Origin of the sequence: Methanoregula sp. (assembly GCF_041645475.1) — an archaeon.
Taxonomy (GTDB): Archaea; Halobacteriota; Methanomicrobia; order Methanomicrobiales; family Methanospirillaceae; genus Methanoregula.
In genome coordinates, this window is the sequence record NZ_JBAZQA010000006.1 from 23850 (window position 1) to 48341 (window position 24492).

Here is a 24492-nt window from a genome sequence, read left to right on the forward strand (position 1 = left end):
TTGTTTTCATCCTGGGATATATCCCGGGATCTGCTGATTTTTTTCTGGAACGAATCCCCCGCGGTACCCCGGATACCGGGCCCTTTACCCGACCGGCATCAGGCCCGGGTGAGAGCCGGTGATGCTTCGTCCGCCGTTGGGGGTGACCAGGAACGTGTTCTCGGTACCAACCATCCCGATCCCCTTAATCCCCTTCTTGGGTTCGAGGGCAAAGACCATCCCCTCTTTGACGGGCTCGTCAAATCCTTTGGCGATTACAGGGTTCTCCGCAATCTCAAGACCGATCCCGTGGCCGAGGAACTGCACTTTCCGTTTCCCGTAACCCATAAAATTCTCCAGGAATGCGGGTTCGAGACTGTCGGTGATGGTCCGGTAGATCTCCGAAGGGACTGCACCGGGCCGGAGGAGCGGTACAATGGCATCCAGGATGTCTACGCACTGCTCGTGGACAGCAACAGCCTCGTCCGGCAGGGATCCGCAGAATACGTATGTCATGGTCTTGTCGGTATGATACCCGTGGTACCCGCAGCCGATATCGCAGAAGACGAGATCCCCTTTCTTCAGCTTCCGCTCCCGGCTCCCGAGCAGCGGAACCGCGGGCGACATTCCGGCATTCCCTCCGGGACTGTCGAGAAATGTCGGATAGATAGAACTCTCGCCAAAGTTGGTCAGCCCGTGGATGAATTCCGCTTCTGACATGCCGAAGCGAACAATGCCGTGATGTCCTTCCCTCATCATGACTGAGTAGAGTTCGCTGGAAAAATCTGCTTCGCTCATTCCCTCCCGGAGGATATCCGGGGCAAGGTCCTCGAGAACCCGGCGGTGGATGGTGCCTGCCCGTTCCATGAGTTCCCGCTCATACAGGCTCTTGATCGAACGGATATATGCCACTACATCGTCGATTCCCACGACCTGATCAAACGGAAAGTGCCTGCGCAGCCGCTGGCACATTGCAAGGGTGATCTGTTCTTTTTCGATATGTACGGTTTTGGGAATCGAGGCAAGTGCCTCTGCCGCATTCCGGTAACTCTGCATTGGCCGGATCTGGGGGAAATGTGAGTCGTCCACTGCACGCGAATGGCTCCGGCGCACCCAGAGGACGGCTTCCCCGTTACGGGGAATGACGAGGATGGCGTCCTGGATTGTTCCGGTAAAATAGTAGAGGTTGACTTTACTGGAGATGATTGCAAGTTCCCATGCCGGATGAGTCTCATCCATCCGGGCATAGAACCTCCGGAGTCTCTCCTTGAGTTCGCTCTGCGGGACCTTTGCCTGCATATCCTTACTATTGGGTTGCCGCTCCTAATAACTGGTGGTTTGGCCCGGCTTTCAGATTCCTGCATTCGCTGGGAACGCATCCGAATAAGAAGCCCGAACAACAACCTTCATTTCATCCAGGGAATAAAAACTATTCATTCATAAACGGAGTCTGTCTATGCACCTCATTACTCCCGATTACGTTCGTTCGCTCTTCACAAACCTTGAACAGGGAAATACGGATTCATTTTTCCGGTATGTGGCCCGGGATGTGAACTGGACCGTGATGGGAACCCACCCGCTCGCAGGCACGTACCATGACAAGGACACCTTCCTTGCCAGCACCTTCCGGCGGCTGAACAAGGTTCTTAAGGAAGGCGTGCTGCTGCGGGTCACCGGTATCCTTGTAAGCGGTGACACCGCAGCTGTTGAACTGGAAGCGCTCTCGACAGCACTCAACGGGAAGCCCTTTAGCAACCGGTACTGCTGGATCTGCAGGTTTGAATCGGGGCAGATTGTTGAGGTCAGGGCGTATCTCGACTCGGCGCTCGTGCAGAACCTGTTGGATGAGAACGAACCCGTGCAAATCCGGTAATTTAACGGTCCGGAATATTCGCTCCCCCCGTCATGAATCATATCCCAAAGATCGAACCACATCCATAATGAGATCTACTGGTTGAGATCCTTTGAGAATTCACGGGTGGGTCGCCAGAAATATTTCAATACATATATAATCTCGTAAAAAACTTCACCTACTAAGTCCGGAAAATCCTTTCGCAGGGATTAAGAGCAAATTAAAAAAAAATTCGGCTCTTATCCGGTTTTTCGTGCACTACAACCAGGATTGATACGTACCGATGACCCCGAGCAGGAACCCCAACGGTTTTTCCATCCAGGACCGGCTAACGATGATGTGCAGGCATAATCCTCCTTGCCCGTCATGGATTATGCGTCTGTCCGTTATTCTTGCGCTGGTCTTCCTCATTGCCCCGGTGTCCGCCGGGATGGTATCCCTTCCGGATACGGCGGGGATTCCAGGATTGTTCATTACCTCCGGGAATTCTGATCTGAACTTGCCGGAGGCCCGGCATATCTTCCGGTATAATGTGGGATCCGGCAACTGGATGGCAGAAAATGCCGGCCAGGATACCACTATCCGGGTAACCGTGAACGGGGACATTACGCTCACCTGCAGAAACGGCTCATTCGGAATGCAGCTTGCTGCAGTTGGCAGGGACACCCGGCCCGTGCCGGCCAACCCCGGCGTTATTGGTGCAGACGGGCGGGTGCTTGAGATCCGGCGGACCGGGTATACAGAATGGTACCTGAACCGCGATGACGGAATTGAGCAGGGCATGACCCTCTTAGCCCGCCCCGAAGGCGATGGCAGGGTGCAGGTCTTGTATGGCCTCTCCGGGGATCTTACCCCGTCCCTCGAGTGGCAGACACTCCTCTTTTCAGGCCGGGATGGCCCGGTATTTAAGTATTCAGGCCTGATTGCCCGGGATACTGCCGGCCGGGTTCTCCCGACCCGGATGCTCCTCTCGGGAACCGTCCTCACCTGGGAGGTTGATGACACTGGCGCTCGTTACCCGGTCACGATCGACCCTATGGTCACGCAGGCAAAGATCCTGACCTCCTCGGATGGGAAAGTCGAGGATCATTTCGGTACTTCCATCGATGTGAGCGGTGATACCGTGATTGTCGGGGCTCCCAATGCAGATATCGATAGTACGGATAAGGGTCAGGCCTATGTTTTTTCAATGAACTATGGTGGTACCGGTAACTGGGGTCAGATAAAGATCCTCAATGCTTCTGACGGGGCAAGTGGCGACTGTTTTGGCCAGTCCGTGGCAGTAGACGGGAGTACTGCTGTTGTCGGGGGAATCTGTGCGGGTTCCGATCATACGGGTCAGGTCTATGTTTTTTACCAGGATTATCTGGGTGCCAACAACTGGAGTGAAGTGAAGATCCTTACTGCCTCGGATAAGGCTGCGGGTGCGTACTTCGGTACTTCGGTTGATATTGAAGGAACTACTGTTATCGTTGGGGCCCCGCATGCAGATGCCGGTGCCGGCTCCACGAATCAGGGACAGGCCTACCTCTTTTCCCGGGATAAGGGCGGTCTGGATACATGGGGTCAGGTTGCAATCCTCAATGCCTCGGACAGGACTTTTGGCGATAATTTCGGCAAGTCCGTTTCCATCTCCGGAGTAACGGCCGTAATAGGTGCGGACAATACCACGGTTTCCGGCAAGACCGGGCAGGGGAAGGCCTATGTCTTTTCAAAGGATATGGGAGGTAGTGGTAACTGGGGTCAGGTGACCGGTCTCACCGCGCCGGATGGCGAAGCTGACGCAATGTTTGGCAATTCGGTGGCAGTGGACGGGAGTACCGCGGTTATCGGAGCCTTCGGAAGCAGCGTTTCCGGCAGCAACACGGGTGAGGCCTACGTCTTTTCAAAGGATACGGGCGGACTCAACAACTGGGGTCTGGTGAAGAACCTTACCGCTTCGGATAAAATGGGAGGCGACAGGTTCGGTTATGCTGTAGCGGTCAGCGGGATCCGGGCAGTTGTCGGGGCACCCGTTGCGGATTCCGACGCGGTTTCTACAGGCAAGGCCTACCTCTTCTCCCAAAACCTTGATGGTGCCGACAACTGGGGGCAGGAGCAGATCCTGCAGGCCTCTGATCGGGAAGAGAGCGGTCTTTTTGGCTTTTCCATTGCAGCAAACGGGAGCACCATTGTTACCGGGGCTGAAAACGCTACTGTTTCCGGCAAGATCGGCCAGGGGAAGGCCTATGTCTTTACGACACCTGCACCCACCCCGACACCCCGCCCCGATGGTGGATCGGATGGTCCGGCTCCCGTGCAACACGTAGCAAAATCCCCGCTGCAGAAGACGGTGTCCACGATTTCGGTGAATGTCGGCCAGATCGGCCGGACTCCCATCGTCCGGGTGGAAGTGACCGGCGTTGAAGTAAAAGACACCGTCATAACCGCAACTGAAGCGGACGGGCCCGGGACGGGCGTTCCCCCGCCCCCGGGAATTGTCTATGAGTACGTAGATGTTTCCCCGGCCCGTTTCACCGAGATAACCGATGCGAAGATCGTCTTTGTTGTCCCGCTCTCGTGGATTTTCGAACATTACCTTACCCCGCAGGAGATTGTCCTCTATCACCATGACGGGAAGATGTGGGAGGCTCTTCCCACGACCCTCATGGAAATACGCGATGGGGAGGCGTATTATACTGCGGAAGGATCCGGGTTCTCGCGGTTTGCCATTACCGGTCAGCTCAACAGTACGCAACCCGGACAGAACGTAACCCCGCAGCGAACCGTACAGATCCTGGGCGATCTGGCAGGGGCAACCGGTACCGGAACTCCTGGTATCAAGGTGTCTTCGACAACGTCCGTTCCGGTTGTTACCGGGACTACGGCCCCGCTGGCGGTTCTGCCATCGCCAGATCTCCCGTTTGCAACCATCGCTCTTGCCGTTGCAGCGATTGTGATCCTCGCCGTCGGTATTTTCCTCATCCGGCGCTGGTGGATACGCCGGCAGAACCCGGCGCTCTTTGAAAAATAAAACTGATTGAATGGCAGCCGGGCCCCTGCACCTTTTTCCATGTGTCCATGAGCGAAACGATAGAGAATAACCGTCCCCTCCTGATACGGGAGCCATGGAATCTTTTCCGGAATGTTTCTGGAAACCCCGCCGGAATCCGGTTGCTGTGACCGCTCTGGATTATTGGTGCAAAAAGATTTCACCCTTTTGAAGCGAAACAGGTATACGGGTATTCCCTGCGGAGAATTGCGATGGTTTTTTCCCTGAAAACCGAGCGACTGATCTTAGAAAATCTGACCGATGAGGATCTCGCGAATGTCCAGCGGATAGCAGGCGATTCCGCTGTGATGAGATATGTCCTGATCTGGCTTGAGAACAACGAGCAGGTTCTCGGGTTCCTGCAGCATGCCATGGACGAATCCTTGCAGGTTGACCGGATGGACTACATTCTTGCGGCCCGGATTCCGTCCACAGGAGAATTCGCCGGCCTCTCGTTCATCGAGATCGATCCTGATCAGCCAGGCACCGCAGAGGTCGGGTGCATCCTGCTGCCGGCCTACTGGAAGAACGGGTACGCATCAGAGATTCTCCGGGCGCTCCTCGCGTTTGGCTTTGAGACCCTGTCCCTCCACCGGGTGTACGGGAAGTGCGACGAGCTGAACCATGCATCAGCCCATGTTCTGGAGAAAGGCGGTCTTACGTACGAGGGTACGATTCGCGAGCATGTCTGGCTCCGGGACCACTGGCGGTCAACCCGGTATTATGGGATGCTTGCCGCGGAATATGCCCCCCACGGTCGCTGAAATCCCGCAACATTCTGTCACATGGGGAAAAGAAGGAACTGATGACAGGATCAGCTCTTTTTCTTTCGTGCCTTGTTGACCTCATCCCGCCTCTCTGATGCAGCGGTGAAAAGGCCCTGCAGAACCTGCAGAGTCTTTGCAAACTCTGCCATATCGGTCTCCCTGCCCCCGACCGTTGCCGGTTTGAAAGGGATGATTCCCGCGGGAGAAAAATCGTCCTCCGCAACCATGGCGCAGAATTTCCTGCCGATCCCGGGCTCAATGACTTCGTCGAGCGGGTTCTCACCCCTGACTTTCACGTCAATATCAAGCGCAGCCTCAAGCTGCGCAAACGTGGTGGTTGAAAACCCTATGACAATGATTTCACGCGGGTCAAATATGTTGATCATCGAGAACATGCGGTTGCCACTTCCCTCCTTCTCATCGCCTGCGACTCCAAAGCCCGTGGTATGAAACCATGCTCTGCGGAAATCCTCGTAAGTCTTTCCCTCCTTCAGCCTTCGCGTGAGGATCGAGACCGTTGTAACAAGTCGGGGTGTCTTCATCGCCAAATCTGTCCCTCCCTTTTATTGTTCGTTTGCGCAAAATGCTATTTAAGATCTGGCTGGGGCTAATCCAGAAGACTCACTACGGGGGTTGAGTGCCCCCTGACCCCAGCAGGCCTTGCGCTCCTGCCGATCCCTGCCCCTGCCTGCGGCTGGGCGATAGAACATTACCCGGAACATACCCACAGGGTTTTGTGAAGCTGCCCACTCTACACATACCTGAAAAATAGGGATGAACTCTTCCCCCGGCCTGGCCGGATCAACCCGGTTTTAGTGCTCGATTGGGGCAGCGAAGAAGATGTTCTGTCCCGAGGCCTTGAGGGGGATGCCATACACAATGCTGCAACCCTTGATGATCCCCAGTTTCATTGCAGCAATGCCGGCGCTGTACATGATCCGGTTATCCGCATTGTGGATGCTTGCCGTCTTGACTGCGGAACCGACCGCGATGCCGAGGTCGGTTACCTTGAAGATACAGTTCGGTCCTGCATAATCGGTCCTGTGGGACTTGGCTTCAGTGCAGGCTTTGGCCATTGCGTCGCAGGTCGCATACCCGCACCCGCCGCAGTTGAGCCCGAGCGGTTTTGTACCGCTGACCCCGATGAGAACCAGCGCATCGCTTGCCCTGACCTGTTCGCCGTTGGTCCGGAAGAAATCCATTCCTTTCTCTTCTGCGATCGCGATCATCTTCTCAGCGATCTTCTCCTGGTCTTTACCGGTAATGATCTCGATTGTGATCGAGTCGAGCCCCACGGCTTTCGGTGCGGTTCGTGCAGCAAGGGCCATGAGCCCGGCTACAGTTTTTACTGCTTCGGTTTCAGCAGACATATCGAAGTATTACGACACGGGACGTATAAAAACGGCGAGTAACAGAAGTGTAATCATCTGTTTCCGGTGAATATGATGTCCTGACAAGTCTCCCCCCACCAGGAGATCGAACAAACGTATGAACAATCCTGTTAACAAAAGAACACTTATGTCCCGCTATTGAACCGGTATGCCCCCTCAGGAACCGCCATCTCGAATCGCGCACCTTTGCCCGGTTCACCGTTCTCAATGATGGTAATGCCGGTTATCCCCAGGATCTCCCGGGAAAGAAAAAGCCCAAGGCCGGTATTTTTACCGAATCCCTTCTCGAAGAGGCGTGATTTATCCTGATCGGCTATTCCTGCACCATCATCCGCGAATACTATAACAACCCCATCACCGGTTTTGTACGATGAGATCCGGATAGTGGTCATCTGATTCCCTCCATACCGGAGGGCATTGTCGATAAGGTTGTAGAAGACCTTCTCCATGAGGGGATCAGCGAACACCTCCAGGGTTGGATCACCGGCCTCAACACGGATATCCTGCATCGGAAGAAGAGGAATAAGGTTACCGATCACTGCATGGACATTCTGCCATGCGGGATCCTTCATACCCATATCCTCATAGTCCCTGGTGAAATTGATCAGGTGGGCAATGGTGTCCGTGATCCGCCTCTCCTTGTTGATGAGTTCAGATGTGCGGGCCGGATTCCCAAGAGATTCGCTGGATAATGCAAGATATCCCGAGAGGGCGGTGAGTTGGTTCCTGATATCATGACGTGTGATACTGGAGAGGAGGTTCATTTTTCTGAACGCCAGGTTCCGTCCTTCTTCTGCCCGTTTGCGTTCGGTGATATCTTCGAGTGTTTCCACTGCACCGATAATCATACCCTTTGCATCCCGGATTGGCGAAGCGGTAAAATAAAGCCATTTTCCCCCGACCCCCATTTTCGGGAAGAAATCGGTAGCTTCGTAAGCTCCTTCGACAAAGAGGGATTTATTGAACTTACCCTGGAACCATACGGGGAGCAGTTCAGTCTCTCCGGCTACCAGCAGGTCGGCGAGAACTGGCCGTTTTGTCTCGTAAAATGCCTTCCACTGATCGCTTGTACCCACGACATCTTCGGCTTTTATCCCACTGTACTCCTCGAGTGCCCTGTTCCAGGAAAAAACCCGGTGATCTTTATCGATGACAAATTGCAGCATGGGTGAACCATGTACAATAGAATTCAGACGCGCCTCACTCTCCTTTAATGCTTCTTCGGCCTGTTTGCGTTCGGTAATATTCTCAAGAGAGGCGACGGAACTTCTCGTTCCGGGAATGGTATCGATGGTCAGGAATATATTGAGTATCTTACCGGTTTTCGTGACAAACCGGAACTCGTATTGTCTCAGGGCTGTCTCATGCTTTTCCCGCCGCATGCGATGCTGGGCAAGCATCCTTTCCAGATCCTCTTTTACCACAAATTCCGTCCAGCTCTTTTTACCCTCAATTTCCTCTCCCGAATATCCAGACATCCGCTTGAATTCAGCATTGGCAATGGCTATTTTGGTATTCTCATCAATGAGGACGGCAGCAGTCCCGGTGTTCTCGAATATGGTCCGGTACCTGTTATCAGACGCCCTGAGATCTTCCTGGACCCGTTTCAGCTCGGTAATATCCGTGAGTGTTTCGATAGCACCGGCAACGTTCCCTTGTTCGTCATATATGGGGGCGGCCGAAGCCCTTACAACCGAAGGTTTTCCTTTCAGTATCGGATTTGGAGCCTCGACAGAAAGGATCTCCCCGGTCCGTTGGATCTCAAGGTAATCTCCTTTCTCCAACTCATTCTCTGGTGCAAAGATGAGATCGATCAGGATCGGACGGCGGTGGCCGTAAAACGGGATGGCATATTCGTATTCCCCCCTGCCGATGATATCCTTGGCACGGACCCCGGTCATCTCTTCAATTGCCCGGTTCCATGCAAGAACCGTGCCCTTCCGGTCGATGATAAAGGTGGCATCAGGCAGATAATCGATGGCCTGTGACATATCGAGCTGGTACCTCCTGGCCCTCTCTTCTGCCTCCTTTAATGCGGTAATATCGTCACAAATCCCGTCAATCCAGGCAATCGTTCCATCCGGGTTCTTCTTAGTCTTTGCATTGACTGACACCCAGATGATCGTACCGTCTTTCTTTTTCAGTTGCAGTGTATGATCCCTGACAAAGCCATTGGTCGTGAGATCCCGAACGAATTTATCCCGCTCTTCGATAGTGGCATAGAAATCCGTGACCGGGTGTTCCTGGCATTCTGATAAAGAATCATACCCGAATATCCTGACAAATGCCGGGTTTGCCCATAGCCACCTGCCCGGAAATTCTGCAGTGGTCCGGTACACCCCCACATTAAGGTTATTCACAAGAGAGCGGTATTTCTCTTCATTTTCCCTGAGTGAATCCTCCATCTTTTTGCGTTCGGAGATGTCCCTTCCTTCCGGAATTAGAAGAATGACATGACCCTTTTCATCCTTCACTGGTTTTAGTGAGAAATCGACATAATGCAGACTGCCGTCAGCAGCTCTGTGTGTCGCTTCAAACCGCACGAATTCCCCGTTTGCTGCATCAAGTATTGCTTTGCGAAGTTTTTCCTGCAGCTTCACGGAATGTGTCCACCACGGCGTTTCCCAGTATGGTTTACCTAATATCGCGGATTCTTCTGTCCTGCTGAATTTCAATGCGGTATGGTTCACTTCAATAAGCGTGCCATCCGGTGTCAGGAGACCGATGAACTGGAACGTCTGGTCAAATATTGCCCGGAATTTACGCTCACTCTCACGGAGCGCATCTTCTGCCCGTTTGCGTTCGGTGATATCTTCATGCACGATGATGACGTTGCGGATGGTCCCGGTTGCATCCCGGACCGGGTAGATATGACCCAGTACCCACCGTTTTCGCCCGGCTCCTATAACCGGGCTCGTATCATAGTACACCGCGGGAATCACCGATACCTCTCCGGAAAATCCCTTCTTTATATAGGGCATTATTCCAAGGCTGGTGATCTGTTCATCCGTGAGCATATTGTAGTCCTTCAGATTCTCAAGGGTCAGCCCCCAGAGTTCCTCAAAGGCACGATTGACCTGCACGGTCCGGCCATCCGGTGACAAAACCTGCACGCTCAGCGGGGACTGCTCGATCATGGTCCTGATGCGTTCTTCGCTATCTCTCAGTGCATCTTCCGCGAGCTTTCGTCCGGTAATATCCCTGAAGATCCCCTCTACCCCAAGGAAATTGCCGGAAGGATCATAGTACCGGTGGCTGCTTGTAGAAACCAGTACCGGAGTTCCATCCCGCCTTCTCAACGTCACTTCGTAATCAGTGACCGATCCTTTGCTGGTTAATTCAGCGAGGAGTCTGGAGCGTTCTTCCGGATTGTAATAGAGAGATTGTGCAATATTTTTCCCGAGCAGGTCTGATGCCGAATTGAACCCGAGCAGGTGCGCTGCCGATGGGCTTGCCAGGATAAGATTTCCCGCAGCGTCGCTCCGGTAGTAAGCATCCTGAATATTTTCAAGGATGCTGCGATAATCTGCTTCACTCACGCGGAGCGCGTCCTCGCTCTTTTTGAGCTGATCGAACTGCTCCCGGAGTTCTTCTTCTGCTGCAGTGATCTGTTCATATGCAGCCCTCAGTTCATTCTCCGTCATCTTCCGGTCCGTGATATCCCGGATGGATTCGATTGCCCCGATGACGGTGCCGTGCGTGTCATAGAGCGGGGATGCAATAAACCAGAGATAGGCCCCTTTTCCGCAATAGAGAATGGGGATGAAGATCTCCGAGACCAGCTTGTTGTCCTTTCTGGTGATATGGGGATACTTTTTCCAGGTCTCATCCTCCTGCCGCAAAACAAGATCGAGCAGGATGGGTCTTCTTGTTCCATAGAACGGGATGGCATAGGCGTGATCCCCTGTTCCCAGGATCTCCTCTTTTTTTACGCCGGTCATCTCCTCCATAGCCCGGTTCCATGTGATAACTTTCCCGTCAAGGTCGATAGCAAAAGTGGCGTCAGGCAGGTGGTCGATGATGTCGGTCATTCTCTGCCGGGATTCCTTCAGCGCATCCTCTGTATGCCGGCGTTCTATGGCAAGTTTGATCTTATGCTCCAGTTCTACGAACTGTGCAGTGGGATCACCTCCCTTCTGGAGGTAGAAATCAACCCCGCTGTTCACCGCTTCGATGACAACCTCCTCGCGTCCCCGGCCGGTGAAGAGGATAAACGGGATTACGCTGTTTTCTTTCCTTAATATTTTCAAGAAATCGAGGCCGTTCATTTCCGGCATCTGGTAATCGGAAACAATGCAGTCGATTGCAGTTTTTTTGATTGTCCGGATGCCCTCATCTGCCGAGATGGCGGTCTCTACGGCAATCGTTCCGGATCGTTCAAGAAACATCTTTCCAAGGTCCAGAAGATCCTGCTCATCATCAACATAGAGAACGGTATACATGATACCTTATCCGCGTATGGCAATGGGATATTGTTACACAGGTTGTTAATAAGCATATTTCCCTGGATCTCTGGGAGGACATCGGTTCTGGTGTTCCCCATGACTTCATTCTCCGACGAAGAATTTTCGCGGTGACCCGTCCGGTATCCGCCCCGGGGCCCTCCTCCGACGTGAAATGAAGATCGCGGATTGCCCTTTCCCTGTCCTGTAACCCGTACTGGCATCCGATCTGCCCACCGGCCGTATCTATGGGCGTCTTTTTGCTGGGTGATTTTCCGTGGTTTCCCGTACGGCAGTACAGGATGTTTTCCGGATTAACCGTTGCTGTATTAGTGTTATCGCCCTCAATTTCCGGGCACGGAAAAGCCATTTATATCCTTAACAGAAGCCAAAATGAACGTATCTCAAAACTACTGTGTCATTTTTTGACGATATAGTGTCGTACGGGTGAAAAAAGTGGGGTAACGGAGGTCATTTTGGCCCCGGATTGGGGGTACTCCCTGACCTTTCCACATGGAGTGAGTTTGTCCCCCGCTGATGGGGATCGGCGCGATGCTTCGTCGGGGCCCCGCTGGGCGTGGGAGTCGATATGACAATTCACACTCCCCGTGAGGATATGCCATAGTGGCAGGGATCTGCCCGCACGATCTCAAAAAACCGGATGTTGGATGGATTACATTAGATAAAATACAAAATATTTTTCTTTACATGAGTTGACGTGATCATTGGAACCGTTCCGGTGTGCCCATGACGTTGTCCAGGAAAATATTTTCTCTCTTGATTATTCTCTTCAGTATCCTGCTGGCAACCGGATGCGTATCCTCAGAGCACATCCCGTCCGGTTCCGGAGGCATTATCAATGTCTCTCCGTCATCAGCACTGCCAATGACGATAGATCCATCCATAACAACACGGCCCTCTGTCCAATGCTCCGGGAAGAGCAACGGCTCATTCTCATCAGGAGCCGGAGAACCGTTCATCCTGATCAGCCCTGTTTCCCATAATTATATCGGTGAAAACATCACGTTCGATGGGACTACGAACCTTCCACGGGGGGAAACGATACAATTACAGATTTATAGCGGTGAATTCATACCATGCCCCAAATCCTCCGCGGGTTGCGAGGGACAGGTTCGTACCTGTTGCGGTGGGTTCGGCGATACGGTTCCCGTGATCGAAGGGCCTTGCGGCATCAGTTCCTGGTCGTGGGATGTCAATACATCGCAGCATGGATTCCAGGCAGACCACGAGTATATCCTTTCTGCTAGCGGGAGAGATGGTCTCGTGTTGAACGGCAGTGTTTTTATAGTGAACGGTCTCCCTCAACCCAACCTGACCCTGAACCTCCCGGAGAACGATCCCAATTCAAATGCACTTCTGCTTTCAGGCCAGGTGAATACCGGCAACGGGCCGGACGAACGGCTCCTCCTCACGGTATCCTCAGATTCCGGTAAGGTGGTGAGTTCCACGATTCCCGTGGCTCATGATGGGAATGGGTATTCCTGGAATTTTACCCTTAAAAAGCCCGAAATCCTCCCGTATAATTTCTATACCGTGAATATCACATCCAAGAACAATCCCCAAATCGGAATTACCCGTACTTTCCTTTATAACAACGAGCCACTGTATTACCCGTATAATCCGTACAGCCCTTGATAGTTACGATCACCTTTATTTCCTTTCCCATCAATATTTACAGACCCAGGCTCGGAACCCGCAAATACGGGACGGCATGGTGCAAAGACTATGGCAGAAGTGGTCGAGGTTTTAGTACCCGGCGGAAGGGCAACAGCAGGTCCACCATTAGGACCATCGCTGGGACCACTCGGTATCAACGTGAAGGCTGTAGTCGATGAGATCAACAAGAAGACCGCCTCATTCAACGGAATGCAGGTCCCGGTCAAGATCGAAGTCGACGCAAAGAAGAACTTCACGCTGACAGTCGGTATACCCCCGACAACGGCACTCATCAAGAAAGAGGCCGGTATCGAGAAAGGTTCCGGAGAGCCCAACGTCAAAGTGGCAGGTAATCTGCCATTCGAGGCCGCTGTCAGAATTGCCAACATGAAACTCGAAGGCATGCTCTCCTACGAGCTGAAGACTGCCGTAAAGGAAGTCGTCGGCACGTGCGTCAGCATGGGAGTTACGATTGACGGCAAGAAGGCAAAGGATGTCTTCGCCCTCATCAATGAAGGCAAGTACGACAGTGCTCTCGTGAAATAAACAGGAGAAAACCATAGGAGATCGAAAGGTCGCAGAACTATGGAGGAATCTGATGGTTGATAGGGCCAAAATTTTGGAAGCCGTAAAAACGGCGATTGAGAAAGCGCCAGAGCGTAAGTTCTCTGAGAGCATCGATATTACCATCAATCTCAAGAATATCGATATGGCGCAGCCGAAAAATCGTATCGACGAGACGATAATGCTCCCCCACGGCACCGGTGAAAAGATCGGTATCTGTGTCATCGGGAAAGGCGATATCGTAACGCAGGCAAAGGATGCCAAAGTCGACCTGATCATCGGCCCTGAAGAAGTTGAACGTCTCGGCGGTGCACCCCGCGAAGCACGGAAAGTTGCCAGTTCTTACCGGTACTTCCTTGCAGAAACCGCGGTTATGCCCGGTGTCGGACGGTATTTAGGTCCCCGGCTCGGTCCGCGGGGCAGGATGCCGATGCCGATTGTCGGCGGGCAGGATATCCGCCCGATTGTCGAGCGTCTCCGCAACTCGGTGAAGATCCGTACCAAGGATAAAACGGTCTTCTCCAGTAAGGTCGGTTCAACTTCCATGAAGCCGGAACAGGTTGCTGAAAACATCGAGACGATCGTCAAGAGGATCGAGTCTGTTCTTGAACAGGGTCCGCTGAACGTCCGCTCCATCTTCGTCAAGACCACGATGGGTCCCGCAGTGAGGCTGGAATAATGGCGTTATATACCCACCACCTTCCCGCATGGAAGAAGGACGAGGTCGCAGACATCAAGAAGAACGCAAAACAGTACAAGCTCATCGGGCTTGTCGACATGTACGGTATCCCCGCACAGCAGGTGCAGCAGATCCGCCGGAACCTCCGCGGAAAGGCTGTCATCAAGGTGACGAGGAACACCTTAATCAAGCACGCGTTCGAGGAGATCGGCGGAGAGACCAAGAACCTCTCGCAGTACATCTCCGGTCACTCGGCGATCATCTTCACCAACGACAACCCGTTCAAGCTCTTCAAGCAGCTGGAAAAGACCAAGACCAAGATGTCGGCAAAAGCCGGTGAGAAAGCACCGGAAGATATCGTCATCCCGAGCGGTCCGACCAGCTTCAAGCCGGGCCCGATTGTCGGTGAGCTCCAGCAGGCAGGCATCCCCGCAGCAATCGAAGGCGGCAAGGTCAGGATCAAAGAGACCAAGACGGTTGTCAAGAAGGGCGGCGTCATCTCGGCAAAACTCGCCACGGTGCTCGCCAAGCTCGACATCAAGCCTATGGACGTTGGTCTTGCACTGCAGGCAGCGTTCCATGATGGCAGCATCTACGAACCGTCGGTGCTTTCGATTGATGAAACGGTCCTCCTTGGACAGATCGCGCTTGCAGGCAGGCAGGCATTCGCCCTCTCTCTCGAGGCAGCGATCCCGACGAAAGACTCGATGGATGCACTCCTGACCAAGGCTGTCAGGGATGCACGCGGCGTTGCAATCGAAGCCGCAATCTACGAGAAAGACGTTGTCGATGCGATTATCGGTAAAGCGTACAGAGAAGGCCAGGTTATTTCAAACCTGGTGAAATAATCATTTGGAATATTTGAGGTGAATTAAGATGGAGTATATCTATGCAGCACTTCTCCTGCACAAAGCAGGCAAGAAGGTAGACGAGAACGGCGTCAAGGCAGTCCTTACCGCCGCAGGTGTAGCAGTTAACGAATCCCGTGTCAAGGCACTCATTGCAGCTCTTGAAGGCGTCAACATTGAGGACGCAATCAAGGCAGCAGCCGCAGCACCGGTCGCAGTTGCAGCACCCGCAGCAGCAGGCCACGCAGCACCCGCCAAGGAAGAGCCAAAGGAAGAGCACAAGAAGGAAGACGAAGAGAGCGGCATGGCAGGGCTTGGTGCCCTGTTCGGCTAATCTTTTTTTTTCTCTTCTCAGGTACAAACACACGGTTTTCCATTATTGATCGGAGAGCAGAGCGGCTGGCCGGTCTGACCTTTTTAATGATGTGAGAATCTTCCAAAAAAAGCAATGTGGCAGGAGCAATTCTCTGATCTCTTCTCCCAATAACGCCACCCATTCATTTGTCTGGAAAATGGATCGAATTGTACGTTATCTGCCGGTTTCCCGTTGTTCTGAACGGCAGACCGGAATGTATTTTAGGGAACGGTATACCCTTTTGATCATCGTATGTGGCAGCAATGATCAAAGTTCTGTATGTCGATGACGAACCTGGTCTTTTAGAAATCGGGAAGATATTCCTTGAAATGACCGGGGACTTTAACGTAGTGTTGCAGGAATCCGCATCTGCGGCCCTCGATCTGCTGCGGACGGTCCATTTCGATGCAGTCATCTCCGATTACCAGATGCCTGAGATGGACGGCATTGAGTTCCTCGGACGGGTCCGCCAGGAGTTCGGGCAGATCCCCTTCATCCTGTTCACCGGCCGGGGCCGGGAAGAGGTTGTCATCCTCGCCCTCAACCGCGGGGCGGATTTTTACCTCCAGAAAGGCGGCGAGTCCGAGTCCCAGTTTGCCGAGCTGGCTCACAAGATCCGTCAGGCAGTTCACCGGCGAAACGCTGACATTGCCCTGGAAGAGAGCGAGCGGAGGTATCGCGAGGTGGTCGAGACCCAGACCGAGTTCATCACCCGGTTCCGTCCGGATGGAACCCACCTCTTTGTCAACGAGGCCTACTGCCGGTATTTTGGCAGGCCGCGCCAGGAGATCCTCGGCCATTCGTTCCACCCCCGGATTCCCGAGGGGGAACGTGACCTGGTCCGTGCCCATTTTGCAGCCCTCACGCCGGATCATCCCTCGGCGGAACTGGAACACCGGGTCATCATGTCCGATGGAAGCATGCGGTGGCAATGGTGGAGTGACCGGGCTATCTTTGACCCGGCGGGAACCCTTGTCGGCTACCAGTCGGTTGGCAAGGATATCACGGACCGGAAGACTGCCGAAGAATCTCTTGCAGCGAGCAACAAACGTCTGCGGGATCTCGGCCAGAACCTTCCCGGGGTTATCTTCCAGTTCGAACTCATGGCCGATGGGAAATACCGGTTCCCGTTCATCAGCGGACGATGGAGCGAGATCTTCGATCTGGATCCCAGTGAGTCCATGAAGATCCCGGACCTTGTTTTTACCAGGATCGTTCCTGAAGACCTTGCCGAGATGAACAGGACTATCGCCCAATCGGCAGTGAGCATGGAGCCCTGGCAGATGGAGTTCCGGGCAACGATCCGGGGCCGGATCATGTGGATATTCGGGCGCTCAATTCCGGAGAAGCGGCGGCCCGATGGCAGTACCCTGTGGAACGGTGTTCTCATCGATATTACGGAGCGTAAAACTGCAGAGGCAGCGCTTCGCGAGAGCGAGGAGAAGTTCCGGGTGCTCGCAGAAACGATTCCTGTCTCCATCATCGTGTTCCAGGGGAACCATGACGTGTACGTGAACGACTATACGTCCCGGGTGACCGGGCGTTCCAAGGAAGAACTCACCACCATGAATTTCTGGGATGGCATCCATCCCGACTGTCAGGAGCTCCTCCGGACCCGGGGGCTTGCCCGGCTCCGCGGCGAGGACGTGCCGAGCCAGTACGAGGTGAAGTACCTCACGAAATCCGGTGAGGTCCGCTGGGCTGATATCTCGGTCGGGAAGATCCAGTTCGGTGGGACAATGGCCGGCCTTGCCACCCTAGTCGATATCACCGACCGCAAACGCACGGAAGATGCATTGAAGAAGAGTGAGAAGGACTACCGCTCGATCATTGAAAATATCCAGGATGCTTTTTACCGGACGGATGCTGCGGGAAACCTCATCCTGATCAGCCCCTCATTTGCGCATCAGTTCGGGTATATGGATATCCAGGAGGTTCTCGGCAGGAATATCCGGGAAACGTTTTATTTATCGCCCTCTGAACGTGACCAGTTCCTGGCCCGGATCCTGGAGAAGGGCAAGGTTGAGGAGTTCCGCATAACCTTAAAACGCCGGAACGGGGACCCCGTTATCGTTTCGGCATCGAGCCACGTGTATTATACCGAAGACGGTGGATTTGGCGGGGTTGAAGGAATTCTCCATGATATCACGGACCGCGTGAAGGCGGAGTCGGCTCTTTCCGACAGCGAATGCAATTACCGGGGGTTCCTGGAATCCCTCCCCCACATAGTGTTCGAGATGGACACCGGCTACAGGATTACCTATGCCAACCGCTGTGCCCGAAAAACCCTGGGATATCCGGCGGAGGAGATCGTGCGGGGAATCGATGCATTCCTGCTCATTGATCCGCTGCAGCACGACCGGTTGCGGGGCTGCATGCAGGAAGCATTGCAGACCGGCCCGGCACCCGCAAGCGAATTCCGTCTTGTCCGCAGTGACGGGACGGTCTTTCCGGCCCTTGTTGTGCTCGATACCCTGCAGAAGAACCAGAAGCCGGACGGGTACCGGGGAGTTGTGATCGATCTCTCTGCCCGGAAGGGTGGTAAAACGGGACTGCACTGGTGCAGGGAGTAGTGCCGGGTTTCTGTCTCCGGAATCTGATGGGACGGGATTATTGCAATGTCACCAAATCTTACGACAGAGTGGAACGAAGCCGGTAGCCGGTCCACTCGCCCCGGTCGCAGGCCGGTTCGGGATTCTCCATCCGGGAGAAGACAAACTCGAAGGCCTCCCGCTCCACAGCCTGCCGCCCGGTTGCCTCGCAGAACCGAAGGAATGCCTCGTACATCTGCGTGCAGGGAACCCGGGCGGATGGATCGGCAACCAGGATCTCCTCGTGGAACTTCCAGATGCCCTCAAACTCCAGGTCATCATCCACGAGGGGCTTTAAGAGTTCCTCGTCAATGGTCCCCATCGCGTCCTGCTGCCGCGAAGCTTTTTCGAGATCCTGGTAATAGTCGGCGACAAGAGTGAGTCCCTGGCGGAGATCGTTGAGCTCAAGTTCGAGATTTTTGAGTTTTTGCTCTTTGTTCAGCTCATTGTCGGGATGCGGGTCAGCCGGCTCCATTTTCCTGCTGTTCCATTTATCCGTTGGCACTGATAAATTGCTCGCCTGTACAGCAATTGTATGGCAAAAATACTTCAGGAACGCTGCTCCAGCAGTTTTCCCGCATATACGCACTGCCCGAACGAGACGCAGCCGTCCCCGAGCGGGTACCCGGCATTGATACAGCAGGTTAATCCCACTGCCTCGATCTCCCGTCGGATCGTCTCGCGGATCGCGTGGTTGTAGGCAACCCCCCCGCTGACCGCGACGGTCCGGTGCCCGTCCCGTCCGGCTGCGTGGATTGCCATGCGGGCAATGCCCCGGGCCAGGTTGTACTGGAAGGCGGCGGCGATCGAGTGGATCGCCCGACGGTCCGGGTCCGGTTCCTTCGGCATCCTGGCCAGTGCGGTCTCTATCAGGCTGCGGGAAGAGAGAACTTCGCACCCGTCCTGCACCGAGAAGGAGAGATCCCACGCTTCCGCTGTCCCCCTGGCGGCGGCTGCTTCCAGTTTCATGGCCGGTTCGCCGTCGTACGTCTTCTCCCGGCAGATCCCGAGCAGGGCGCTCGCTGCGTCCAGAACCCGGCCGGTGCTCGTTGTCTTCGTCACGTTGAACCCGGATGCTACCTGCCTCCTGAGCACGCCGAGCTCAATATCCGACCAGCCGCGCCGGGCCAGAAGCGAAAGGATCTCTTCATCCGGCAGGATCCCGTAGAGCATCCGCTCCGGGAACCGGGTGGCAAGGTCCCCGCCCGGCATTGCCATCGGTTCGAGATGGGCAACGCGCTGTAAGTCCGGCACCTGCCCGGAGAAGATCTCGCATCCCCAGACGCTGCCGTCATCGCCGTATCCCACGCCATCGATGGCAATACCCACGCACGGCTCCGTTGTCGCAGCGGCAATGTGGGCCCGGTGATGCTGGACGGGGATGAGTTCGAGCCCGCTGTCCGCCGCGATCTCGCGGGCAAAGCGGGTGGAGAGGAACTGGGGGTGGAGGTCGTGGGCAACGACATCGTACTTTGCACCAAGCAGTCGTCCCACGTTCCTGACGGTCTCCTCAAGATACGCGAGTGTTGGCGGGTTCCGCACGTTGCCCACGTGGGGCGATGTCACCGCAAAGCCGTTTTTGTAGATCGTTGCATTCGCGTTCAGTTCGGGGCCTACTGCAAGGATACAGGGGTTCCCGAGATCGATGGCGGTCCTCTTCGGGGCAATGCCCCGGGAGAGCCGGATGATGTAGCCGTCCCGCATCACTGAGTCATCGACCCGGTTCACGATCGTCCGGTTGTGGGTCAAGAAGAAGTCCGCGTCCCGGTTCAGTCTGGCCATGGCCACATCGGTTTCCGTGATCATCGGGTAACCCGGCATGTTGGCGCTCGTCATGATCAGGAGCGGGTGCTTAAGGTGGGAGAAGAGGAGGTGGTGGAGGCCCGTGTAGGGGAGCATGCACCCGAGGGTATGGAGGTTGCTGATGGTGGCATGGGCTGTCGGGTCGCGTTTCTCCAGGACAAGAATGGGGTGGATGGGTCCTTTAAGCAGGCGCCGGTCCGCATCGCTGACATGTGCCAGTGCATCGAGGTGGTCCGGGTGCACCATGATGGCAAACGGCTGCTCGATCCGGCCGAGCCGGTGCTTGAGGAGATCTGCCGACTCCTCGATGCAGACAAGGTGGAACCCGCCGATACCCCGGATCGCCAGGACCTTCCCCCTGTCAAGAAGTCCTGCCGCTGCTTCAACCGGATCCTTGCAGTCAACCGTATGGCCAAGCCGGTCAAAGAGACTGAGTTCCGGTCCGCAGCTCCCGCAGGTGATCGTCTGGGCATGATGGCGCCGGCAGCCGGGGTTTTGGTATTCCCCGGCACAGGCCGGGCACATCGGGAACTCCGCCATTGCGGTCCGTTCGCGGTCGTACGGGATATCGTTGATGATGCTGTACCGGGGCCCGCAGTTCACGCAGGACGTGGCCCAGTACTTCTCGTATCTCCCGCCAGGCCGGGAGATATCGGCAACACAATCATCGCAGATCGCAATATCCGGCGGGATCATGCCCGAGAACGTGCCCGCTCCGCTGGCAAGGATGAGAAAGCCGTCTTGAATTTCCGCGGCTGTTTCCGCGATGACTACCGAATCGATCCGTGACATCGGCGGTCCCCGTGAGACCGCTTTTGCAAACGCGTCGAAGTTCTCGCCCCGGGCAATAATCTCCACTTCGCTGCCGAGATTCTTTACGGTGCCGGCGATCTTAAGAGCGCATGCCTGTGCATAGACGAAAGGGCGAAACCCGACCCCCTGGACAATGCCCCGAACGGTAATTTTGCCCTTTTTCTCCATGGTTTTGTCGCAAAATTTTATTGATGCCCAGAGCGATATAATTATAGGGTTTTCATTGTGCCGGGCCATATTCGAATTGTAAATGATCCCGTAGAGCTAGTTCCTCTCCTGATGACGTTCAACGATCCTTCGTTTAAGAAGGTCTATGAACTATTGAACAAATCGTGGCTGACCGAAGACGAGATCCGGGCGCAGGTGGATGGCGACTGCGTATCCCTATGTCTCCAGATCCTCAAGAAGGGCAACCTTGTGGAAGAGCAGTGGCGGATGCCCAAGCCCGGCGCCAAACCGGAGAAAGAGTTCCGAGCCACCTATAACAAGTTCCGTGCGAATTTCCAGTGCAATCTCTCGGACCTCTCCGACATCCTGTATATCTCGCTCTCAAACGACGAAAACCTCCGGCAGGTGGTCGAACAGATCGAGGGCGAACTCGGGAAAGGCAACAGTTCCATCAACGACCTGTCAAGGAAGTTCAGTGTCAGTCCGATCTTCATCAAGGGGCTTGCGAAGAGGATAACCCACATGGACGTCAAGGGACAGGGACTGGTGCTGCTTGACACCGGGCGCTAAAGATCCCCTCTATTCTATTCTGCGCAGCAAACGCGAAGTCTCGCGCCTGCAGATTCTCGTTGAGATTGCCGAGCACCAGCCGGCAGTCCGGCAGCAGGAGATTGCCGAGAAGCTGGGAGTTACCCCGCAGGCGATCTCGGAATATATCCGCGAACTGGTTGACGAGGGGATGGTCGACGCGAGCGGCCGGGGCAACTACGAGGTGACGAAGTCCGGCATCGAGTGGGTGCTCGAGAATGCGGAGTCGCTCGAATCCTATGCCCGGCACATCCGGCGCGACATCATCCAGCAGGTCTCGGTCTGGACTGCGATTGCCGCCGAAGACGTAAAAAAGGGCGACGAGGTTGGCGTCTTCATGAAAGAGGGTTTCCTCTATGCCGGTAAAAAAGCCCTGGCCGCAACGGGCTCGGTCATTGCCGACACGAAAAAAGGCGAGGACGTCGGTGTTTCCCGGCTCAACGGGATCATCGAGCACAAGGAAGGAAAAGTTCATGTCTGCAAGGTTCCCCGGGTGCTGTACGGGGGATCACGGCGGATCCGGAGAGAGGAGATGCTGGAGATATGTTCCAAAGCCGGCATGGTGGCGGCAGTCGGCCTTGAAGCTTACATCGCCCTGAATGCCGCAGGGCGCAAACCCGACATGTTCTTTGGCGCAAGGGAAGGCGTGATCGAGGCCGCGTTTCACGGGATAGACTGCGCGATTGTGATCGTTGATGAAGAGTTCACGGACTTTTTGAAGAGGCTCGAGAGCGTGGAGCTCACCTACGTGATCCACGACCTGATTGCGCCATGAACATTATTGTCCAGCTCCAGAAAGGGGGCTCCTACAAGCTCATCTTTTTTGATGGTAAAAATACACGGGGCGCCGGTTTTGTCGAGCTGATGGAGACACCCCGGGGGCCCCGCCCCACCAAGTACCGCGTCCGGTGGGGGGGAAAGAAAGAGTACAAGCACACCCCCTCAAAGGAACTCATTGCCCAGCTCCGGGAATCCACGGTGCTGCTGGTCAAACCGGACAAGCAGTTCTCTGAGTTCCTGGGTGCGTTCCAGGTCCGGACCGGGACTATCGATGCCTGCCGCATGTGCCTGCTGGACGACAAGGTCACCCCGATAAATGACGAGAATGCCGTGACGTTTGGCAAAGGGGAGCGGATCTGCCTTGATTGCGGGAGGCGGGAGCTACGGCGGGAGGTCTCGCATATCGGCAGGCTCGGGAGAGAAGGGATCACCCACCTGGAAAAACTCCTTCTCCAGTTCCGGAACCTGGACCGGGTGCTGGCAACGCTCATGCCCGAGAAGATCACGATGGCCTCGGCCCTCTTCGACAAGCTCGAGGCCCACCCGGTCATGGTCACCGCTCCCATCAACGAGCTGCCCCTGCCCCGGCCGTTCATCGAGGCCTGCGGGGTCAAGCAGCTGATGCCTGCCCAGCAGCTTGCGGTTGAAGCCGGCCTGCTTTATGGAAAAGACCTGCTCGTGGTGGCGGCAACCGCGAGCGGCAAGACGTTCATCGGCGAGATGGCCGGGCTCAAGAACTATCTCGAAGGCCGGGGCAGGACGCTCTTCCTGGTCCCGCTCGTTGCTCTCGCAAACCAGAAGTACGAGCGGTTCACCGACCGGTACGGGAAACTGGCAAAGACGGGACTCCTGACCGGTGTTTCCCGACTCAACCTCCCCGACACCCGCAAGGTCGGGGACAGGAACCCCCAGGCGCCGATCATTGTCGGGACGTACGAGGGAGTGGACAACATGATCCGGTGCGGCCAGAAGATGAAGAACATCGCAACGGTCGTGATCGACGAGGTCCAGATGCTCGAGGACAAGGACCGGGGCCACCGGCTTGACGGGATGATCGCCCGGCTCAAATACCTTTGCCCGCAGGCCCAGTTCCTCTATCTCTCGGCAACGATCGGGTCGCCCAAGGTGCTGGCCAAGAAACTGAACTGCACGCTGGTCCGGTATGCCGACCGCCCGGTGGGGCTCGAACGCTACCTGCTCTTTGTTGAGCGCAAGCAGAAGATCCCGACCATCAAGCAGATGACGACCGACGAGTACAAGCGGACGTCCTCCAAAGGGTTCCGCGGCCAGACGATCATCTTCACCAATGCCCGGGCCCGGTGCCATACGATTGCCGATGCTCTCGGCATACGTGCGGCTGCGTACCATGCGGGGCTCTCCGCCGTTGAACGCAGGGATGTGGAAACCCGTTTCCTGAATGGGAAACTGATGGCCGTTGTCACCACCGCGGCACTCGGTGCTGGTGTGGATTTCCCTGCCTCGCAGGTGATCTTTGATGCCCTGGCCATGGGCCGGGACTGGCTCTCGGTACAGGAATTCAACCAGATGGGCGGGAGGGCCGGCAGGCCGGATTTCCATGACCTCGGCCGCGTGGTCATCCTCGCTGAACCGGGCGGTTCGTATTCCAGGGAGAATCCCTTTACCGAAGAAGAGGTGGCCATCCGGCTCCTCAAGGGTGAGATGGAGGAGGTTGCACCGGTACACGACCTGGAAGCGAGCTCCGAAGAGTACGTGGCCAATGCCATTGCCTGTGATGGCGAGGAGGCCGATCTCAACCGGATCAACGGGCTCATGGTCGGCAGCATGGAACCGGTGCTGCCGGAGCTTATGGCCCATAAACTCGTGGAGAAGCGTGGCACGAAACTGGTCATGACCCCGCTTGCAAAGGTGATGGCGGAGCACTTCATCGGTATGGAGCGGCTGCTTGAGATCCTCCGGCTCACCAAGACCATGAAAGATCCGGTGGATATCATCGCGGAACTGGAAAGCGAGGCCGTGCACAAGGAGAAAGAGTCCCCGGCAAAAGCAAAGGACAAGGATAAAGGGCACCAGAAAAGCCGGCGAAGATGAAGGCCCGGAATTGCCCTGTATCATCTTAAATCAATCTGTTTTTGCAAATATCTTCAATTTAAAGAGTTTTCACCCGTTCAAAGGATATATATAG

General features: G+C 55.2%; 19 protein-coding genes. 12 read left to right on the forward strand and 7 right to left on the reverse strand.

Annotated features, from left to right (window positions below):
• Nucleotides 1-84: 84 nt before the first annotated feature.
• Nucleotides 85-1278, reverse strand: a complete 1194-nt coding sequence (locus WC598_RS06715; RefSeq protein ID WP_372960707.1) for a M24 family metallopeptidase — start codon at nt 1276-1278, stop codon at nt 85-87.
• 157 nt (nt 1279-1435) lie between these two features.
• On the opposite strand from WC598_RS06715, the gene WC598_RS06720 reads away from it, so the two are divergent.
• The 3 genes from WC598_RS06720 to WC598_RS06730 all read left to right on the forward strand — a co-directional run bounded on the left by WC598_RS06720 (nt 1436) and on the right by WC598_RS06730 (nt 5626).
• Nucleotides 1436-1852 (forward strand): nuclear transport factor 2 family protein, encoded by a 417-nt coding sequence (locus tag WC598_RS06720; RefSeq protein ID WP_372960708.1) that lies wholly within the window; start codon nt 1436-1438, stop codon nt 1850-1852.
• A gap of 352 nt (nt 1853-2204) precedes the next feature.
• The gene (locus WC598_RS06725) at nt 2205-4844 is read left to right on the forward strand and encodes a PGF-pre-PGF domain-containing protein (protein WP_372960709.1); all 2640 of its coding nucleotides are present in this window, start codon (nt 2205-2207) and stop codon (nt 4842-4844) included.
• Between the two features lie 230 nt (nt 4845-5074).
• Nucleotides 5075-5626, forward strand: coding sequence for a GNAT family N-acetyltransferase (locus WC598_RS06730; protein ID WP_372960710.1), 552 nt, complete (start codon nt 5075-5077; stop codon nt 5624-5626).
• Between the two features lie 50 nt (nt 5627-5676).
• On the opposite strand, the gene WC598_RS06735 is transcribed toward WC598_RS06730, so the two are convergent.
• The 4 genes from WC598_RS06735 to WC598_RS06750 form a co-directional block, all read right to left on the reverse strand.
• Entirely contained in the window at nt 5677-6171 is a 495-nt protein-coding gene (locus WC598_RS06735) for an ROK family protein (protein WP_372960711.1), read from the reverse strand.
• A gap of 270 nt (nt 6172-6441) precedes the next feature.
• Nucleotides 6442-6999: a ferredoxin domain-containing protein gene (locus WC598_RS06740; protein ID WP_372960712.1), complete on the reverse strand. Its 558-nt coding sequence runs from the start codon at nt 6997-6999 to the stop codon at nt 6442-6444.
• A gap of 146 nt (nt 7000-7145) precedes the next feature.
• Nucleotides 7146-11462 (reverse strand): PAS domain S-box protein, encoded by a 4317-nt coding sequence (locus tag WC598_RS06745; protein WP_372960713.1) that lies wholly within the window; start codon nt 11460-11462, stop codon nt 7146-7148.
• Between the two features lie 722 nt (nt 11463-12184).
• On the reverse strand, nt 12185-12442 hold the full coding sequence (locus WC598_RS06750) for a hypothetical protein (RefSeq protein ID WP_372960714.1): 258 nt from the start codon (nt 12440-12442) through the stop codon (nt 12185-12187).
• 190 nt (nt 12443-12632) lie between these two features.
• Here WC598_RS06750 and WC598_RS06755 point away from each other — a divergent pair, with 190 nt between their 5' ends.
• The 6 genes from WC598_RS06755 to WC598_RS06780 all read left to right on the forward strand — a co-directional run bounded on the left by WC598_RS06755 (nt 12633) and on the right by WC598_RS06780 (nt 18158).
• Nucleotides 12633-13118 (forward strand): hypothetical protein, encoded by a 486-nt coding sequence (locus tag WC598_RS06755; protein ID WP_372960715.1) that lies wholly within the window; start codon nt 12633-12635, stop codon nt 13116-13118.
• Nucleotides 13119-13208: 90 nt separating this feature from the next.
• Nucleotides 13209-13685, forward strand: a complete 477-nt coding sequence (locus tag WC598_RS06760) for a 50S ribosomal protein L11 (protein ID WP_372960716.1) — start codon at nt 13209-13211, stop codon at nt 13683-13685.
• 52 nt (nt 13686-13737) lie between these two features.
• A complete protein-coding gene (locus WC598_RS06765) occupies nt 13738-14382 on the forward strand; it encodes a 50S ribosomal protein L1 (protein ID WP_372960717.1) in 645 nt (214 codons plus the stop codon).
• Complete coding sequence (locus WC598_RS06770) at nt 14382-15230, forward strand: 50S ribosomal protein L10 (protein WP_372960718.1); 849 nt, start codon at nt 14382-14384, stop codon at nt 15228-15230. The genes WC598_RS06765 and WC598_RS06770 overlap by 1 nt, the downstream gene beginning before the upstream one ends.
• Nucleotides 15231-15258: 28 nt before the next feature.
• Complete coding sequence (gene rpl12p / locus WC598_RS06775) at nt 15259-15564, forward strand: 50S ribosomal protein P1 (RefSeq protein WP_372960719.1); 306 nt, start codon at nt 15259-15261, stop codon at nt 15562-15564.
• 284 nt (nt 15565-15848) lie between these two features.
• Nucleotides 15849-18158: a PAS domain S-box protein gene (locus WC598_RS06780; protein WP_372960720.1), complete on the forward strand. Its 2310-nt coding sequence runs from the start codon at nt 15849-15851 to the stop codon at nt 18156-18158.
• 58 nt (nt 18159-18216) lie between these two features.
• Here WC598_RS06780 and WC598_RS06785 read toward each other — a convergent pair whose 3' ends face one another.
• Entirely contained in the window at nt 18217-18651 is a 435-nt protein-coding gene (locus WC598_RS06785) for a primase-like DNA-binding domain-containing protein (RefSeq protein ID WP_372960721.1), read from the reverse strand.
• A gap of 74 nt (nt 18652-18725) precedes the next feature.
• Entirely contained in the window at nt 18726-20960 is a 2235-nt protein-coding gene (gene hypF / locus WC598_RS06790) for a carbamoyltransferase HypF (protein WP_372960722.1), read from the reverse strand.
• Nucleotides 20961-21017: 57 nt separating this feature from the next.
• Between hypF and WC598_RS06795 the strand changes: the two genes are divergently transcribed.
• From WC598_RS06795 to WC598_RS06805, 3 genes are read left to right on the forward strand one after another with little or no spacing between them, the layout of a single operon-like run.
• Nucleotides 21018-21530 carry an ArsR family transcriptional regulator gene (locus tag WC598_RS06795; protein WP_372960723.1) on the forward strand — a complete coding sequence of 171 codons (513 nt, stop codon included), beginning with the start codon at nt 21018-21020 and terminating at the stop codon, nt 21528-21530.
• Nucleotides 21514-22323 carry a winged helix-turn-helix transcriptional regulator gene (locus WC598_RS06800; RefSeq protein ID WP_372960724.1) on the forward strand — a complete coding sequence of 270 codons (810 nt, stop codon included), beginning with the start codon at nt 21514-21516 and terminating at the stop codon, nt 22321-22323. Before WC598_RS06795 ends, WC598_RS06800 begins: the two co-directional genes overlap by 17 nt.
• Nucleotides 22320-24398, forward strand: a complete 2079-nt coding sequence (locus WC598_RS06805; RefSeq protein WP_372960725.1) for a DEAD/DEAH box helicase — start codon at nt 22320-22322, stop codon at nt 24396-24398. The genes WC598_RS06800 and WC598_RS06805 overlap by 4 nt, the downstream gene beginning before the upstream one ends.
• Nucleotides 24399-24492 lie beyond the last annotated feature (94 nt).

What these genes read in the sequence shown, in the direction of transcription:
- WC598_RS06715 (WP_372960707.1), bottom strand. Translation starts at nt 1,278, where the DNA reads ATGCAGGCAAAGGTCCCGCAGAGCGAACTCAAGGAGAGACTCCGGAGG.
- WC598_RS06720 (WP_372960708.1), top strand. Translation starts at nt 1,436, where the DNA reads ATGCACCTCATTACTCCCGATTACGTTCGTTCGCTCTTCACAAACCTT.
- WC598_RS06725 (WP_372960709.1), top strand. Translation starts at nt 2,205, where the DNA reads ATGCGTCTGTCCGTTATTCTTGCGCTGGTCTTCCTCATTGCCCCGGTG.
- WC598_RS06730 (WP_372960710.1), top strand. Translation starts at nt 5,075, where the DNA reads ATGGTTTTTTCCCTGAAAACCGAGCGACTGATCTTAGAAAATCTGACC.
- WC598_RS06735 (WP_372960711.1), bottom strand. Translation starts at nt 6,171, where the DNA reads ATGAAGACACCCCGACTTGTTACAACGGTCTCGATCCTCACGCGAAGG.
- WC598_RS06740 (WP_372960712.1), bottom strand. Translation starts at nt 6,999, where the DNA reads ATGTCTGCTGAAACCGAAGCAGTAAAAACTGTAGCCGGGCTCATGGCC.
- WC598_RS06745 (WP_372960713.1), bottom strand. Translation starts at nt 11,462, where the DNA reads ATGTATACCGTTCTCTATGTTGATGATGAGCAGGATCTTCTGGACCTT.
- WC598_RS06750 (WP_372960714.1), bottom strand. Translation starts at nt 12,442, where the DNA reads ATGAACGGTTCTCCGGCTCCTGATGAGAATGAGCCGTTGCTCTTCCCG.
- WC598_RS06760 (WP_372960716.1), top strand. Translation starts at nt 13,209, where the DNA reads ATGGCAGAAGTGGTCGAGGTTTTAGTACCCGGCGGAAGGGCAACAGCA.
- WC598_RS06765 (WP_372960717.1), top strand. Translation starts at nt 13,738, where the DNA reads ATGGTTGATAGGGCCAAAATTTTGGAAGCCGTAAAAACGGCGATTGAG.
- WC598_RS06770 (WP_372960718.1), top strand. Translation starts at nt 14,382, where the DNA reads ATGGCGTTATATACCCACCACCTTCCCGCATGGAAGAAGGACGAGGTC.
- rpl12p (WP_372960719.1), top strand. Translation starts at nt 15,259, where the DNA reads ATGGAGTATATCTATGCAGCACTTCTCCTGCACAAAGCAGGCAAGAAG.
- WC598_RS06780 (WP_372960720.1), top strand. Translation starts at nt 15,849, where the DNA reads ATGATCAAAGTTCTGTATGTCGATGACGAACCTGGTCTTTTAGAAATC.
- WC598_RS06785 (WP_372960721.1), bottom strand. Translation starts at nt 18,651, where the DNA reads ATGGAGCCGGCTGACCCGCATCCCGACAATGAGCTGAACAAAGAGCAA.
- hypF (WP_372960722.1), bottom strand. Translation starts at nt 20,960, where the DNA reads ATGGAGAAAAAGGGCAAAATTACCGTTCGGGGCATTGTCCAGGGGGTC.
- WC598_RS06805 (WP_372960725.1), top strand. Translation starts at nt 22,320, where the DNA reads ATGAACATTATTGTCCAGCTCCAGAAAGGGGGCTCCTACAAGCTCATC.